The organism is Hafnia alvei, from assembly GCF_900095695.1.
In the GTDB taxonomy this organism is placed as follows: domain Bacteria; phylum Pseudomonadota; class Gammaproteobacteria; order Enterobacterales; family Enterobacteriaceae; genus Hafnia; species Hafnia alvei_B.
In genome coordinates this window covers 25,292-39,449 of record NZ_FMIQ01000010.1, presented here as the reverse complement: position 1 = coordinate 39,449, position 14,158 = coordinate 25,292, and the positions used below count along the sequence as shown (strand labels likewise).

Sequence of the window (14,158 nt, the reverse complement as noted above, 5' to 3'; positions counted from 1 at the left end):
TAACCGCTTATTTTTAATGCTCGCGAGCGTGGTTAACGGTATAACGTGGGATCTCAACAACCAGATCCTGATCGGCCACTTTTGCCTGGCAGCTCAGACGGCTTTCCGGCTCTAAACCCCAAGCTTTATCTAGCATGTCGTCTTCCAGCTCACTGCTTTCATCCAGCGAGTCAAAACCTTCGCGGACGATGCAGTGGCAGGTTGTACATGCGCAAGACTTTTCGCAGGCATGTTCAATTTCGATTCCGTTACGTAGAGCAACGTCGAGAATCGTTTCGCCTTCCTGAGCTTCAAGAACTGCGCCTTCAGGGCAGTGTTCCTGATTAGGAAGAAATACGATTTTTGGCATTTTTAAACCTCATCCACAGAATGACCAGCCAGCGCTCGGCGAACAGATGCATCCATCCGGCGCGCAGCAAATTCTTGCGTTTGTGCATCAAGCACTTTAATCGCAGCTTCAATATCTCCGGCAACATCACCCGCAGCGGCCTGCTCTAATGCAGTTACAGCCTGTTTAATGTTGCTCAGCTCTGACTCACTTAACAGCGCAGAATCCTCTGCCAAGGCACCGGTCAGACTCTCAAGCACGCGTGCAGCTTCAACTTTTTGTTCTGCCAGCATACGCGCGCTGATATCTCCACTGGCATTAGCCATGGAGTCTTTAATCATGGTGATGATTTCGTCATCGCTCAAACCATATGAAGGCTTGACCTGAATCGACGACTGAACGCCGGTGGATTTCTCCATCGCGGTAACGCTCAGCAGACCATCGGCGTCAACTTGGAATGTCACACGGATATGTGCGCCACCCGCAGGCATTGCCGGAATACCACGCAGTGTGAAACGCGCCAGAGAACGGTTGTCTTGTACCAGCTCGCGCTCGCCCTGTACCACGTGGATCATCATGGCATTTTGGCCATCTTTGAAGGTGGTAAATTCTTGCGCGCGTGCCACTGGTATAGTGGTATTACGCGGGATCACCTTCTCAACCAAACCACCCATGGTTTCTAGACCAAGCGATAGTGGAATAACATCTAGCAGCAACATTTCTGAGTCGGGCTTATTACCCACCAGAATGTCGGCCTGAATAGCTGCGCCAATCGCCACCACGCGGTCAGGGTCGATAGAGGTCAACGGCGTACGGCCAAAGAACTCACCGACCAGCTCACGAACCAACGGAACGCGCGTTGAACCGCCAACCATAACCACTTCAATCACTTCATCAGCGGTCACGCCTGCATCTTTCAGCGCACGGCGGCATGACAGTAAAGTACGTTTTACCAACGTGCCAATCAGTTCATCAAACTGTTCACGAGTCACGCTGCCTTTCCAACCCGCAACTTCAACGTCGACTTTTTCAGCATCGCTGAGTGCGATCTTGGCCTCAACCGCCACGTCAAGGAACTGGCGCTGAATACGCGCATCGCTGCGATCGGCATAGCCAGATTGTTCACGCAGGAAATCGGCTAATAGGTGATCGAAATCATCGCCACCCAGCGCGGAATCGCCGCCGGTTGCCAGCACTTCAAATACGCCACGACTTAGGCGCAAGATAGAAATATCGAAGGTGCCGCCGCCCAAATCGTAGACCGCAATAACGCCCTCTTGGCCGGAGTCTAGACCATAAGCAATCGCTGCCGCCGTGGGCTCATTGAGCAAACGCAACACGTGCAGACCGGCTAAACGCGCAGCATCTTTGGTTCCCTGACGCTGTGCGTCATCAAAATAGGCAGGAACGGTAATGACCACGCCATCCAGCTCACCTTCTAAGGTCACTTTGGCGCGTTCAGCCAACGCTTTTAAGATTTCGGCAGACACCTGAATAGGGTTAACCGAGCCCCCTTCCGTGATCATCATCGGCAAACCATTTTCGCTCGCCTCAAACTGATACGGCATATGCGGATAACGCGCCTGAACATCAGCCAAAGAGCGTCCCATGAGTCGCTTAGCGGAGCTGATGGTATTAACCGGATCTTGCGCTGCCTGTTGGCGAGCATCGTAGCCAACTACAATGTCATCTTTCAGATAATGAACGACAGAAGGCAGCAAATGATGGCCCTGCGCATCGGCCAGAGTTTCTGCTTGGCCGCTGCGCACGGTCGCCACCAATGAATTGGTCGTACCTAAATCGATACCCGCCGCTAAACGGCGTTGATGCGGAGCAGCACTCAGCCCCGGCTCACTAATTTGCAATAAAGCCATCTTGAGCTTCCGTTAAACAAGATTTGTCAGAACAATTTCTGTTTGAAAACATCCATTGAATCAACGCAATCAAAAATCGGTTATAGGCCCAGCAGTTTTTCTTCGAGTTGTTCCACTTGCTGCTGTAGCTTGTCGAGAAAACGTAGCTTACGCACGGTGTCTGCGACTGATTCCCACTGCTGTTGATCCAGCTCGGAAAGCATTTGCGCACTGCGCGTTTTGGTCATTTTAGCGATCCGCGCAGAAAAGGCCATGAGCGCCTCTTCAGGATCGGCATGCCGCGCAATACCATCCAGCTCTTCACGCAGTTCAAGTTGTTCCATCAGGAACGACGTATCGCGCATGGTGTGCTGTTCATTGCCTAAGTCAAACCCTTGTAATAGCAGCATATACTCTGCGCGTTTAAGGGGGTGTTTTAACGTTTGGTAGGCATCATTGATGGTGGCAGCTTGTTGAATAGCCTGCATACGCTCGCGTTCCGGTTTAGACGCATAGCGATCGGGATGGAATTGGCGCTGCAATTCCTGATAGCGTGAAGCAAGAAGGCTGCCGTCCACTGGGTAGCGAACCGGCAGCCCGAATAATGTGAAGTAATCCATGCCGTGCTCTGATGTTGGTCTGTGGATGAGGTATCCCAGAATACCTCATATACCCTAAATAATTCGAGTTACAGGAAGGCGGCAAGTTTGTGGGTCCCTAGAAATATGGCTAGGGTCAACAAACGTAGCCAACGCACATGCGGCTCGAAGTATGACGGGTATACAAAACGTTGCGATACGTCAGTAGTCCGGCCAATCAGACGTTAAAGCTTTCGCCGCAGCCGCACTCGCTAGTCATATTTGGGTTGTTGAATTTGAAGCCTTCGTTCAGGCCTTCTTTCACGAAGTCCAGCTGAGTACCATCAAGATACGCCAAGCTTTTACCATCAACGATCACTCTTACACCTTTGTCTTCAAACACCACATCATCTTCGTTAGGTGCATCAACAAATTCCAGTACATACGCCATTCCCGAACAGCCAGAAGTTCTCACTCCCAGACGTAAGCCATACCCTTTACCGCGGTTAGCCAAAAATGTCTGTACGCGCTGTGCGGCAGCGTCGCTCATGCTAATAGACATACAACAACCTCAATTCTTATTAAGCGTTTCTCTGATAACGGCTACTGGCGATTCGATCTTAAATCGCCAGTCCTGAAACCCACTGAAAAACGTCTACAGATTACTTAGCGGAATGCTTGGTTTTATAATCAGCAATCGCCGCTTTAATGGCATCTTCAGCCAGAATCGAACAGTGAATCTTCACCGGAGGCAGAGCCAGTTCTTCAGCGATATCAGTGTTTTTGATAGCCTGAGCCTGATCCAAAGATTTGCCTTTTACCCATTCGGTAACCAGTGAACTTGATGCGATTGCTGAACCACAGCCATAAGTCTTAAAGCGGGCGTCTTCAATGATACCCTCATTGTTGACTTTAATCTGCAACTTCATCACGTCGCCACACGCTGGTGCGCCGACCATGCCGCTACCAATGCTCGGATCTTCGTTGTCGAAGGAACCGACGTTGCGCGGGTTTTCATAATGATCAATAACTTTGTCGCTGTAAGCCATAACGTTACTCCTTAAATTTGAATCCTGAGATTAATGAGCAGCCCACTCAATGGTGCTGATGTCTACGCCCTGCTTGAACATATCCCACAGCGGAGACAGGTCACGCAGACGGCCAATAGACTTACGAACCAGAGCAATGGCGTAGTCGATCTCTTCTTCCGTGGTAAAGCGACCCAATGAGAAACGAATTGAGCTGTGTGCTAACTCATCGTTCATTCCCAAAGCACGCAGCACGTATGACGGCTCCAAACTCGCAGAAGTACAGGCAGAACCAGAAGACACGGCCAGATCTTTCAGAGCCATAATCAGCGATTCGCCTTCGACGTAATTAAAGCTTACGTTCAGGATATTCGGTGCACCGTGCTCTAAAGAGCCATTCAGGTACACTTCTTCAAGATCTTTCAGGCCATCCCACAAGCGGTCACGCAGCGCGCGCAGACGTGGAACTTCGGTAGCCATTTCTTCTTTAGCGATACGGTAAGCTTCACCCATACCGACGATCTGATGAACAGGCAACGTGCCTGAACGCATACCACGTTCATGACCACCGCCGTGCATCTGTGCTTCAATACGAATGCGCGGTTTACGGCGAACGTACAGCGCACCAATCCCTTTCGGACCATAAATTTTGTGGGCGGAGAAGGACATCAAATCGACTTTCAATTTGCTCAAATCGATCGGCAGTTTGCCAACGCTTTGCGTCGCATCAACGTGGAAGATGATGCCACGGCTGCGGCACAGTTCACCGATAGCTTCGATGTCCTGAATCACGCCGATTTCATTGTTTACGTGCATGATAGAAACCACGATGGTGTCTTCACGCATGGCTGCTTCCAGCTCTTTAAGATCGATAATGCCGTTGCGCTGCGGTGCCAGATAGGTCACTTCGAAGCCTTCACGTTCTAACTGACGGCAGGTGTCCAGCACAGCTTTGTGTTCGGTTTTGCTGGTGATGATGTGCTTGCCTTTTTTCTGATAGAAATTGGCAGCGCCTTTAATCGCCAGGTTGTCAGATTCGGTTGCACCGGAGGTAAAGACGATCTCACGCGGATCGGCACCGACCAGTTCAGCAATGTTGTTACGTGCGATATCGACCGCTTCTTCCGCCTGCCACCCGAAACGGTGGGAACGCGAAGCCGGGTTACCGAAAGTACCGTCCAAGGTTAAAAACTGCATCATCTTTTCAGCTACGCGCGGATCGGCTGGCGTAGTGGCTGAATAGTCTAGATAAATCGGTAATTTCATTCTCTTGCTCCGTACATCACTTCCAAATTAGTACATTTAAAGAAAGTGTTATGGCTCGTCGTCGCAGCTGCTTATGCGCGCAGATTCACGTTAATCGTGTCCTGACGACCGTTAGTATTGGCACCACGACGCGTATCGGAATTCTGGCGATCGGCAACATCCAGCACTTCTTGGTTATTCACCAATTCAGCCAGAGTGATGTTATTCAGAAAACCGCTGATACGCTCACTCAGGTCACGCCATAGCGTGTGCGTCAGACAACGGGTTCCACCCTGACAACCTTCTTTACCCTGACAGCGCGTTGCATCAACAGATTCATCAACGGCAGTGATCACGGTACCTACGGCGATTTCGGCTGCGTCTTTACCCAGCAAATAACCACCGCCTGGCCCACGCACGCTGGAAACTAATCCATTTTTGCGCAGGCGTGAAAATAATTGTTCCAAATAAGAGAGCGAGATGCCCTGACGTTCGGAAATATCTGCCAGTGGAACTGGCCCTTCCTGGGAGTGCAATGCCACATCAAGCATGGCTGTAACAGCGTAACGGCCTTTGGATGTCAGTCTCATGGCAAATAGTAACCTTTAAGAAAAAAGATGAAACACGCTTACTTATCGAACGCGTTAATTTTCTCATTCCTGAGTAAAACAGTCAACTATTTAACCTAGTAATTCACTCAACTATTACATCTTGTTAAAAAAACGTTACCACTGGAACAACAATCCCTGTTTACTATCAGCATCTTACTCATCGGAATACCTGTGTATTTTACTATGATATTCCGATGAAAGCAGTCATGAATTAGTGCTTTCCGTGCTCTTGCTTCTCAATTGAAGCCAAAATACCGCGCAAAATGTTCAATTCTTGCGCTTCAGGGCGCGCACGCGTAAACAATCGACGCAGGCGGCTCATGATATTTCCTGGATGCGTTGGGCGAATAAAACCTGTCGCATGCAGCGTTTCTTCCAGATGAGCATAGAAGCGTTCGAGATCGTCTACCAACGGATACGGCTCTTCTTCTGCTACCGGCTGGTGAGCGGCAATACGATCAAGATGCGCAACGCGAATTTCGTACGCAATAATCTGTACCGCCATGGCTAAATTCAGAGAGCTGTACTCTGGGTTAGCAGGGATGGCGACATGATAATGACACTTTTGCAGCTCATCATTGGTCAAGCCCACGCGCTCACGGCCAAACACAATCGCCACTGGCGCATGTTCAGATTCCATCGCGCTGCGCTGGCCACATTCACGTGGTTCTAGCATTGGCCACGGCAGTGAACGCGAACGGGCGCTCGTTCCGACAACCAGGCTACAACCGGCAATAGCTTCATCAAAAGTGTCCACGATAGTGGCATTACCAATCACATCGCTGGCACCCGCAGATAAGGCGATAGCCTGAGAATCTGGCTTTACCAATGGATTGACGAGGTAGAGGTTGGTTAACCCCATGGTTTTCATAGCTCGTGCAGTCGATCCCATGTTTCCGGTATGGGAAGTCTCCACCAGCACAATACGAATGTTGTCCAGCATGCTAACTCTGATTTGGTTTGAATAATCGCGATATCTTAACATAAAGCGTCTATTGATCGTTTCTATTGATTTAATCCGTTTCTGATAGAATTCTCATTATTGGCTTTTCGTTGGCCTAGCAAAACGCCCCATCGCGATAGTTCTGCCAAATTATAAAGAAGAAACGAATTGAAATCAGACGTGGCTGTTTAATTCGCAGCCTGCTATACTGCGCGCCGTTTCCTGTTCTTTAACATCCCGTGGAAGATACCCATGCATCCGATGCTGAATATCGCCATACGCGCTGCGCGTAAGGCTGGTAACCTGATTGCCAAAAATTACGAAACTCCTGACGCTGTTGAAACTACACAGAAAGGCAGCAACGATTTCGTGACCAACGTTGACCGTGACGCTGAACACCTGATCATTGAGACTATCCGTAAGTCTTACCCTAAGCACACGATTATCAGCGAAGAGCGCGGTGAACTGGTCGGTGAAGATCACGACATTCAATGGGTAGTTGATCCACTGGATGGCACTGCAAACTTCATCAAACGTCTTCCACACTTCGCGGTATCTATCGCTGTACGCATCAAAGGCCGTACAGAAGTTGCTGTGGTCTATGATCCAATGCGTAATGAACTGTTCACTGCAACCCGCGGTCAGGGTACACAGCTGAACGGCTATCGTCTGCGCGGCACCACCGCTAAAGATTTAGACGGCACCATTCTGGCGACCGGGTTCCCGTTCAAAGTCAAACAGCACGCACCTGCTTATATTGCTATCCTTGGTAAACTGTTTACTCAGTGTGCAGACTTCCGTCGCACTGGCTCTGCAGCGCTTGATCTGGCCTATGTTGCCGCAGGTCGCGTTGACGGTTTCTTTGAGATCGGTCTGAAGCCTTGGGATTTTGCCGGTGGCGAATTACTGGTTCGTGAAGCAGGCGGTCTGGTTACCGACTTTGTTGGCGGTCACAACTACCTGAGCTCCGGCAACATCATCGCGGGTAACCCTCGCGTGGTGAAAGCGATTCTGGCCAATGTCCGTGACGAACTGAGCGAAGCGTTGAAGCGCTAATACTTCCGCTCGTTGAGTAAAAAAACCGCCCTTTCGGGCGGTTTTTTCATTTTAGCGACTTGCCAGACAGTTAACCGTCACCGAGACGGAATTATTGGCAATACTCCAATTCCCCTTTCCCAGCGATAGTAACGAGCCAGAAACAATAAGCAGGATACAAACGTACCGTTTCATTGTGCGATCCATACAAAGACCGCTTCACAGCAACACCACCGGAGATCCTACCGTGAAAACAAGCACTGTGATGCGCTTGCATTAACGATCTGCGGATTTCCTTTCCTTCGATCCGGCGCCTGCTTGCAAGGCAGCGAAAAGGGCCGTCAGAAATCATACTCTGCAATTAATCGTTTATTAAACATGGCGTTTTTATCAAAACCACAAAAAATATTTGTATTAAAAACACCCACTAGGTGCCATAGATTCTTTGACTTCCACGGCAGGATAGGTTAAAAATAACCCACTGTGATGCGCTTGTTTATCTAGGCAATTTTATTACTGCAACATTGCTTTGATAATGAGACTTCGCCAGAAAGGCCGCTAACCTAACTGGCACAAAAAAACCGTCTTTAAGACGGTTTTTTTGTTTCTATCACAATACGTTAACGCCCAAAAATCCTACCACTTCCCATCCCCGCAGGGATTGCGCTTTGATACATCAGCAAACCCACGAAGATCATCAATACACCGCCGATAAACATCAACAATAATCCCCAATATGGGCTAAAGCTGCGGCCTCGTTCAATCGCCCAGCGAACAACTATCTGCCGCGCCATATGAACCAAAAGCGCAATTCCGCTGATCGTTAACGCCGTCCCCGCCGCCATCGCCATTGCAGCTAAAATACCCCAGCCATAAACTCCGATGACTTTGGAAAATAACAGCACCAAGATGGCCCCTGAGCACGGTCGCATTCCCATCGCTGCAACAACCGCAAACTGCGTTTTCCACGTAGTCGCCGCCGCAATTTCACTATCGCTCGCCACATGTTTATGTCCACAACCGCAGTTAGCCGAGTGACGATGCTCCTGATGAGCACTCTGATTCAACGGTTTAATGGCTGAAATCTGCAAGGGAGTAGAAGACGTCCGTCGCTTAAGCACGAAGACCTTCCTCAGAGCGCGCCAACAGAGAGCCGCACCTAAGACCACAACCAGCAGATAGCTGGTTTTCTCCAGCCAGAAACTACTTTGATGCAGATAGCGCGTTGAAAGCTGCAAAACGCCTAATACCCCTGAAACAAGAGCTATAGCGACCAGACCTTGTAGCAACGAAGCGGCTAATGTTAGGCGTACGCTGCTGCGCAATCGAGATGGATTGGTCGCCAGATAAGTCGTGATCACCACTTTGCCATGCCCTGGCCCCAAAGCATGAAGAACGCCATAGGCAAAACTCAGTGCAACCAGTGTTAAACCAGCCTGTTTTGAATTATCACCAACCTGCTGTAAAAGCTGAGACATCGATTGATGCAATGATTTTTGCCATTCAATCGCCACAAAAAGCCAATCGTTCCAGTGAACAGCGCCATACACCAACGCTGAAATCAGCAGCAATGCCGCTATCGCCAAAGGCATATAGCGCCATAGCGTCGACTTTTTTGGGATAGTCGGAACGATCAATGACATGTGATCTCCACGCGCTGCGCAAACTGTTTCCCTAACTCCATGTCTTCATCAGGAGCATCCGCTTTATCAAGATTTTGCGCATAGGCTTGTAGTGACGTATCAGGCTTAGGCGTTATCAATTCTAATTTACACCTCGCCTGAACATCGACAGACAGGCTGATAGAGGTCGCATCAGCGTAGGTCATATCCACGTAATAAGTGGGATCGTAGGTCAGGACGGAAAAATGGGCGTTCAGAGGCTGCGGCTTTGCCAGCAGCATTTCAAATGACAAAATAGCGTTATTGCCATCGCGGCTGAGATGATATTGGCGTGGGCGATCGAGGAATTTGACCTTTTTACCATCGTGATAAAATTCAGTGAAATAGTGCTGGCCAATCACGTTTGCCATCACTTCTGCGGCTAGCTGTTTCCAGATTTCCGACCCGTTCGCCGCATTGCCTGCATCGTAGAGCAGATCGGCTGATGTGAGCGGATCCATCGTCCACGTCATGTTCATTCCGATCAGTTGGTTATCGTTCATCACAAACGCATTTTTCATTTCAATAAAACTATGCGGGTGCGCTAACCCTGCGCGAGAAAAAATGAGCCCGCCGATCATGATTAACCAGCCAAAGCAGCACAGAAATCGCTGTTTTTTGATCCCAAAATACAACATAAACGCCCTATTTAATCCTTAGCAACAGCCGCAAAGCGCGGCAGGTAATCAAACTCATTCATTTCTGTATCACAAAAATACAAAAACTTGGCACATCAGCACCGCGCCTTTGCACAACTTTGCTATTCTTAGCCAACAAACATGTTCATTCACTGCTCGAAACTAAAGAGATATGAATATGAGTTTAGACACACCTCTGGTGCCTGAGCTCTCAGCACAGCAAAGGCACTGTAATCTTGTGCTATTGCTGTTCACACCGACAACCCCGCTACATCTGGCAACCATTGGCCGGATTAATCGTGTATTGCCCGAACAAGCCGAATTAGATATCCACAGCGTTGCACAAGAGATCATGCGTTTTCATGCGCTGCGTGTGATCTTCCATCCTAAACAAGGTTATCGGCTACAAGGTTCAGCTTACGATCAGCGGCTTTGTCTGCTGCACTGGCTAAGGCGCTCTCAACGGCTTGTTCCTAACAGCATTGAAACTATTTTTGTGCCCCGCATCAATGAGAGCCCAACAGGTATCACTACAGCTCATTTTTCACAACAAATCATCGATGTGCTCTTTCAGGCTGAAGCCACCTTGCAGCGTAATTTTAGCGACCAGCATCGCGATCTCATTCGGTCTTTTTTACACTACAGCCATTATCAAAGGCAAACCGCACAGCTCCCGGTCTTTCCGGCACATTTAAAGCGCTGGCTACAAGCCAAAGAAGAATACAGCGTGGCGCGAAATCTGTGCCATGCCGCTTTTGGGCAGCTACCCGCTCAGGCGCTCGATCTAGAATCAGAATTTACCACGCTGTTACTAACGCTCATTAAAACCTACCGCTATTTGCCCCACGCTTACCCAGAAGATCGGCGTTTGATGGATGAGATCGAGGTTGCCATTCGGCAAATAGAACATGCTACTCACGTGACATTTAGCCATCGGGAACAGCTTTGTACTCAGCTATTTGCCCATATGGGCCCCGCGATTGAACGTTGCTTATTTGGCTTAAAAATCAGTAATCTATTATTGGATGAAATCGAACGGCTTTATCCCGGGCTGATGAATATGACTCAACAGGCCGTTCGTCATATCGAACTCGATTACCATATTCATTTTCCACCCGAAGAACTGTGTCTAATCGCCGTGAGTTTTGGCGCATGGCTGATGCAGGAAGGCGTTCTGGCAGATAAATAGGCGGGTTTTCAGCGACAAAAAAGCCCGCTTTAAAGCGGGCTTTTCACATCAAGCCAAAAGATTATGCGTAAACCGGCAGGCGTGCGCAAATATCTAATACTTTCTGTTTAGTACGTTCGATGGTGGCTTCGTCGTTGATGTTATCCAATACGTCACACATCCAACCTGCCAGTTCACGCGCGTCAGCTTCTTTAAAGCCGCGGCGAGTAATAGCCGGAGTCCCCACGCGAACACCTGAAGTCACAAACGGGCTCTTCGGATCGTTAGGCACGCTGTTTTTGTTCACGGTGATATTGGCGCGCCCCAGCGCGGCGTCAGCATCTTTACCGGTGATATTTTTATCAACCAGATCCAGCAGGAACAGGTGGTTTTCAGTACCGCCAGAAACCACTTTGTAACCACGGTTCAGGAATACTTCAACCATCGCTTTGGCGTTTTTAGCGACCAGTTGCTGATAAGCTTTAAACTCTGGCTCCATCGCTTCTTTCAAAGCAACGGCTTTACCGGCAATCACGTGCATCAGAGGGCCACCCTGTGCACCAGGGAATACCGCCGAGTTCAGCTTTTTATACATCTCTTCGCTGCCACCGTTCGCCAAAATCAGGCCGCCACGCGGACCAGCCAGCGTTTTATGGGTCGTGGTAGTCACAACATGCGCATGTGGGACAGGGTTTGGATAAACACCCGCAGCGACTAAACCAGCAACGTGGGCCATATCGACAAACAGATAAGCACCGATGCGGTCAGCAATTTCGCGCATTTTCGCCCAGTCAACCACGCCAGAGTAAGCAGAGAAGCCACCGATGATCATTTTCGGCTGGTGTTTTTCAGCCTGAGCTGCCAAGTCGTCATAGTCGATATGGCCGCTTTCATCGATGCCGTAAGGAACGATGTTGTACAGTTTGCCGGAGAAGTTAACCGGAGAACCGTGAGTTAAATGGCCGCCGTGTGCCAAGTTCATGCCCAGCACGGTATCGCCTGGCTGTAACAGCGCAGTGTATACGGCAAAGTTGGCCTGAGAACCGGAGTGCGGCTGCACGTTGGCATAATCTGCGCCAAACAGCTCTTTCGCACGATCGATAGCCAGTTGTTCAACGATATCAACGTATTCGCAACCGCCGTAATAGCGCTTGCCTGGGTAACCTTCAGCATATTTGTTGGTCAGCTGAGAGCCCTGAGCCTGCATAACACGCGGGCTGGTATAGTTTTCTGATGCGATAAGCTCAATGTGCTCTTCCTGACGCACGACTTCCTGCTCCATTGCCTGCCACAGCTCGGCATCGTAATCGGCAATGTTCATTTCACGCTTTAACATCCGCTTCTCCTGACTCAGCTAACCTGAATTGTCTATTCGCTAGTGTTCAATAAAAATACACCCCGTAAGGCGACTGCCCACAGTGTAATATGTTTTCACCTTGTTACGATAGACCCTAGGCCATGTTTTTACGCAAACGTTTGGCTTGGCGCTACATAAGGCTTTAATACTGCACATGAAGACGCATGCCTGCAGGAGTTTTCTTCAAATGTGATATGCAACAATTTCACCTTGGCGAAACAAAAGCGATAAAAGCGCTAAGTAAATAACATCAGCACAACAAAAATAGGGATTTACAGCTCAAAGAAAAATCTGTAAGTTGCATTTTAAATACATCAATTAAAACACCTGCAATGACGAGGACTTTTTTATGTTGGATAGCCAAACCATCGCCACCGTTAAATCCACTATTCCATTATTAGCGGCTACGGGGCCGAAGCTCACTGCACACTTTTACGACCGGATGTTTGAACACAATCCCGAGCTAAAAGAGATTTTTAATATGAGTAATCAGCGCAATGGCGATCAGCGAGAAGCGCTGTTTAACGCCATTTGTGCTTACGCCACTAATATTGAAAATCTAGCAGCGCTACTGCCCGCCGTTGAACGCATTGCCCAGAAACACGCCAGCTTTAATATTAAGCCAGAACAGTATCAAATCGTCGGTCATCACCTGCTGAAAACCTTAGAAGAAATGTTTAATCCGGGTGACGAAGTTCTGGAAGCTTGGGGCAAAGCCTATGGCGTTTTGGCCGATGTCTTTATCCAGCGTGAATCTCAGATTTACCAGCAAAGTGAAACCACTGAGGGTGGCTGGCGCGAACTTCGCCCGTTCAAAATCCTTAAGAAAGAAAAGCAAAGCGACTTAATCACCAGTTTTATTTTGGTTCCTGAAGATGGAAGTCGCGTAGCCGATTTCCAGCCGGGGCAATATTTGGCTGTTTATATCCGCCACCCAAGCCTGCCGCATCAGGAAATTCGCCAATATTCTCTGACCAATGAGCCAAACGGCGAATACTATCGTATTGCTGTAAAACGTGAAGGTCAGGGACAAGTATCGAATTTTATGCATGATATCGCGCAAGAAGGCGACGTGATCCACATCGCGCCTCCGCACGGTGATTTCTTCTTAGAAGTAAAAGAAAACACGCCTGTTGCATTAATTTCTGGCGGCGTCGGCCAAACCCCAATGCTTGGCATGCTACGCACGTTACAGGCTCGTGGTCATCAGGGCGAAATCCAGTGGCTACACGCAGCAGAAAACAGCAGGGTTCGCGCCTTTGCCGATGAAGTTAATACGATTATCTCCGCAATGCCTCAGGCTCAAAGCCACGTCTGGCTGCAAGAAACCAGCGCAGACGATCGTATTGATATCGATTTCAACTATCAGGGATTGATGGATATCACCCCACTCGCTGAGAAATTGAATAACCCAGAAATGCACTACTATTTCTGTGGTCCAGTTGGATTTATGCAGCATGTCGCCAAGCAACTACAAGCACTAGGCGTCGATGCCGACCGTATGCACTATGAGTGTTTTGGGCCACATAAGGTGGTGTGAGGGTTTTTGCATCATCGATTGATGATGTGATTATGTGATCACCGTGTAAGGTTTCGACCGCCTATCAGTAACGGCATTCACATACAAACTAAGTCGAAGGCGTTCGATAAGGGTGGGCCAGAGCGCCCACCCTTAACCCGCGCTCTTTTATCCGCAATGCCATCTCCGCGCCG

General features: G+C 49.1%; 14 protein-coding genes. 3 read left to right on the top strand and 11 right to left on the bottom strand.

What is annotated here, in order from left to right; genetic code table 11:
• Positions 1-13 precede the first annotated feature (13 nt).
• The 8 genes from fdx to trmJ form a co-directional block, all read right to left on the bottom strand.
• A complete protein-coding gene (gene fdx, locus BN1044_RS04160) occupies positions 14-349 on the bottom strand; it encodes an ISC system 2Fe-2S type ferredoxin (RefSeq protein WP_025800421.1) in 336 nt (111 codons plus the stop codon).
• A gap of 2 nt (positions 350-351) precedes the next feature.
• Positions 352-2,202, bottom strand: coding sequence for a Fe-S protein assembly chaperone HscA (gene hscA, locus BN1044_RS04155; protein WP_072307670.1), 1,851 nt, complete (start codon positions 2,200-2,202; stop codon positions 352-354).
• Between the two features lie 80 nt (positions 2,203-2,282).
• Complete coding sequence (gene hscB, locus BN1044_RS04150) at positions 2,283-2,801, bottom strand: co-chaperone HscB (protein ID WP_072307669.1); 519 nt, start codon at positions 2,799-2,801, stop codon at positions 2,283-2,285.
• Positions 2,802-2,997: 196 nt separating this feature from the next.
• Positions 2,998-3,321, bottom strand: coding sequence for an iron-sulfur cluster assembly protein IscA (gene iscA, locus BN1044_RS04145; protein ID WP_025800418.1), 324 nt, complete (start codon positions 3,319-3,321; stop codon positions 2,998-3,000).
• 100 nt (positions 3,322-3,421) lie between these two features.
• The gene (iscU, locus tag BN1044_RS04140) at positions 3,422-3,808 is read right to left on the bottom strand and encodes a Fe-S cluster assembly scaffold IscU (RefSeq protein WP_025800417.1); all 387 of its coding nucleotides are present in this window, start codon (positions 3,806-3,808) and stop codon (positions 3,422-3,424) included.
• A 30-nt stretch (positions 3,809-3,838) separates the two neighbouring features.
• Positions 3,839-5,053: an IscS subfamily cysteine desulfurase gene (locus tag BN1044_RS04135; protein WP_025800416.1), complete on the bottom strand. Its 1,215-nt coding sequence runs from the start codon at positions 5,051-5,053 to the stop codon at positions 3,839-3,841.
• Positions 5,054-5,124: 71 nt separating this feature from the next.
• Positions 5,125-5,622, bottom strand: coding sequence for a Fe-S cluster assembly transcriptional regulator IscR (gene iscR, locus BN1044_RS04130; RefSeq protein WP_004847474.1), 498 nt, complete (start codon positions 5,620-5,622; stop codon positions 5,125-5,127).
• A 232-nt stretch (positions 5,623-5,854) separates the two neighbouring features.
• Positions 5,855-6,586, bottom strand: a complete 732-nt coding sequence (trmJ, locus tag BN1044_RS04125) for a tRNA (cytosine(32)/uridine(32)-2'-O)-methyltransferase TrmJ (RefSeq protein WP_025800415.1) — start codon at positions 6,584-6,586, stop codon at positions 5,855-5,857.
• A gap of 252 nt (positions 6,587-6,838) precedes the next feature.
• On the opposite strand from trmJ, the gene suhB reads away from it, so the two are divergent.
• Positions 6,839-7,642 carry an inositol-1-monophosphatase gene (suhB, locus tag BN1044_RS04120; RefSeq protein WP_072307668.1) on the top strand — a complete coding sequence of 268 codons (804 nt, stop codon included), beginning with the start codon at positions 6,839-6,841 and terminating at the stop codon, positions 7,640-7,642.
• A gap of 599 nt (positions 7,643-8,241) precedes the next feature.
• Here suhB and BN1044_RS04115 read toward each other — a convergent pair.
• Positions 8,242-9,264: a nickel/cobalt transporter gene (locus BN1044_RS04115; RefSeq protein ID WP_072307667.1), complete on the bottom strand. Its 1,023-nt coding sequence runs from the start codon at positions 9,262-9,264 to the stop codon at positions 8,242-8,244.
• Positions 9,255-9,920: a DUF1007 family protein gene (locus tag BN1044_RS04110; RefSeq protein WP_072307666.1), complete on the bottom strand. Its 666-nt coding sequence runs from the start codon at positions 9,918-9,920 to the stop codon at positions 9,255-9,257. Before BN1044_RS04110 ends, BN1044_RS04115 begins: the two co-directional genes overlap by 10 nt.
• 178 nt (positions 9,921-10,098) lie before the next feature.
• On the opposite strand from BN1044_RS04110, the gene BN1044_RS04105 reads away from it, so the two are divergent.
• On the top strand, positions 10,099-11,109 hold the full coding sequence (locus BN1044_RS04105) for a PRD domain-containing protein (protein ID WP_072307665.1): 1,011 nt from the start codon (positions 10,099-10,101) through the stop codon (positions 11,107-11,109).
• A 61-nt stretch (positions 11,110-11,170) separates the two neighbouring features.
• Here the strand turns inward: BN1044_RS04105 and glyA are convergent, their stop codons facing one another.
• A complete protein-coding gene (gene glyA / locus BN1044_RS04100; protein ID WP_063585795.1) occupies positions 11,171-12,424 on the bottom strand; it encodes a serine hydroxymethyltransferase in 1,254 nt (417 codons plus the stop codon).
• A 370-nt stretch (positions 12,425-12,794) separates the two neighbouring features.
• Here glyA and hmpA point away from each other — a divergent pair, with 370 nt between their 5' ends.
• A complete protein-coding gene (gene hmpA / locus BN1044_RS04095) occupies positions 12,795-13,985 on the top strand; it encodes an NO-inducible flavohemoprotein (RefSeq protein ID WP_072307664.1) in 1,191 nt (396 codons plus the stop codon).
• Positions 13,986-14,158 lie beyond the last annotated feature (173 nt).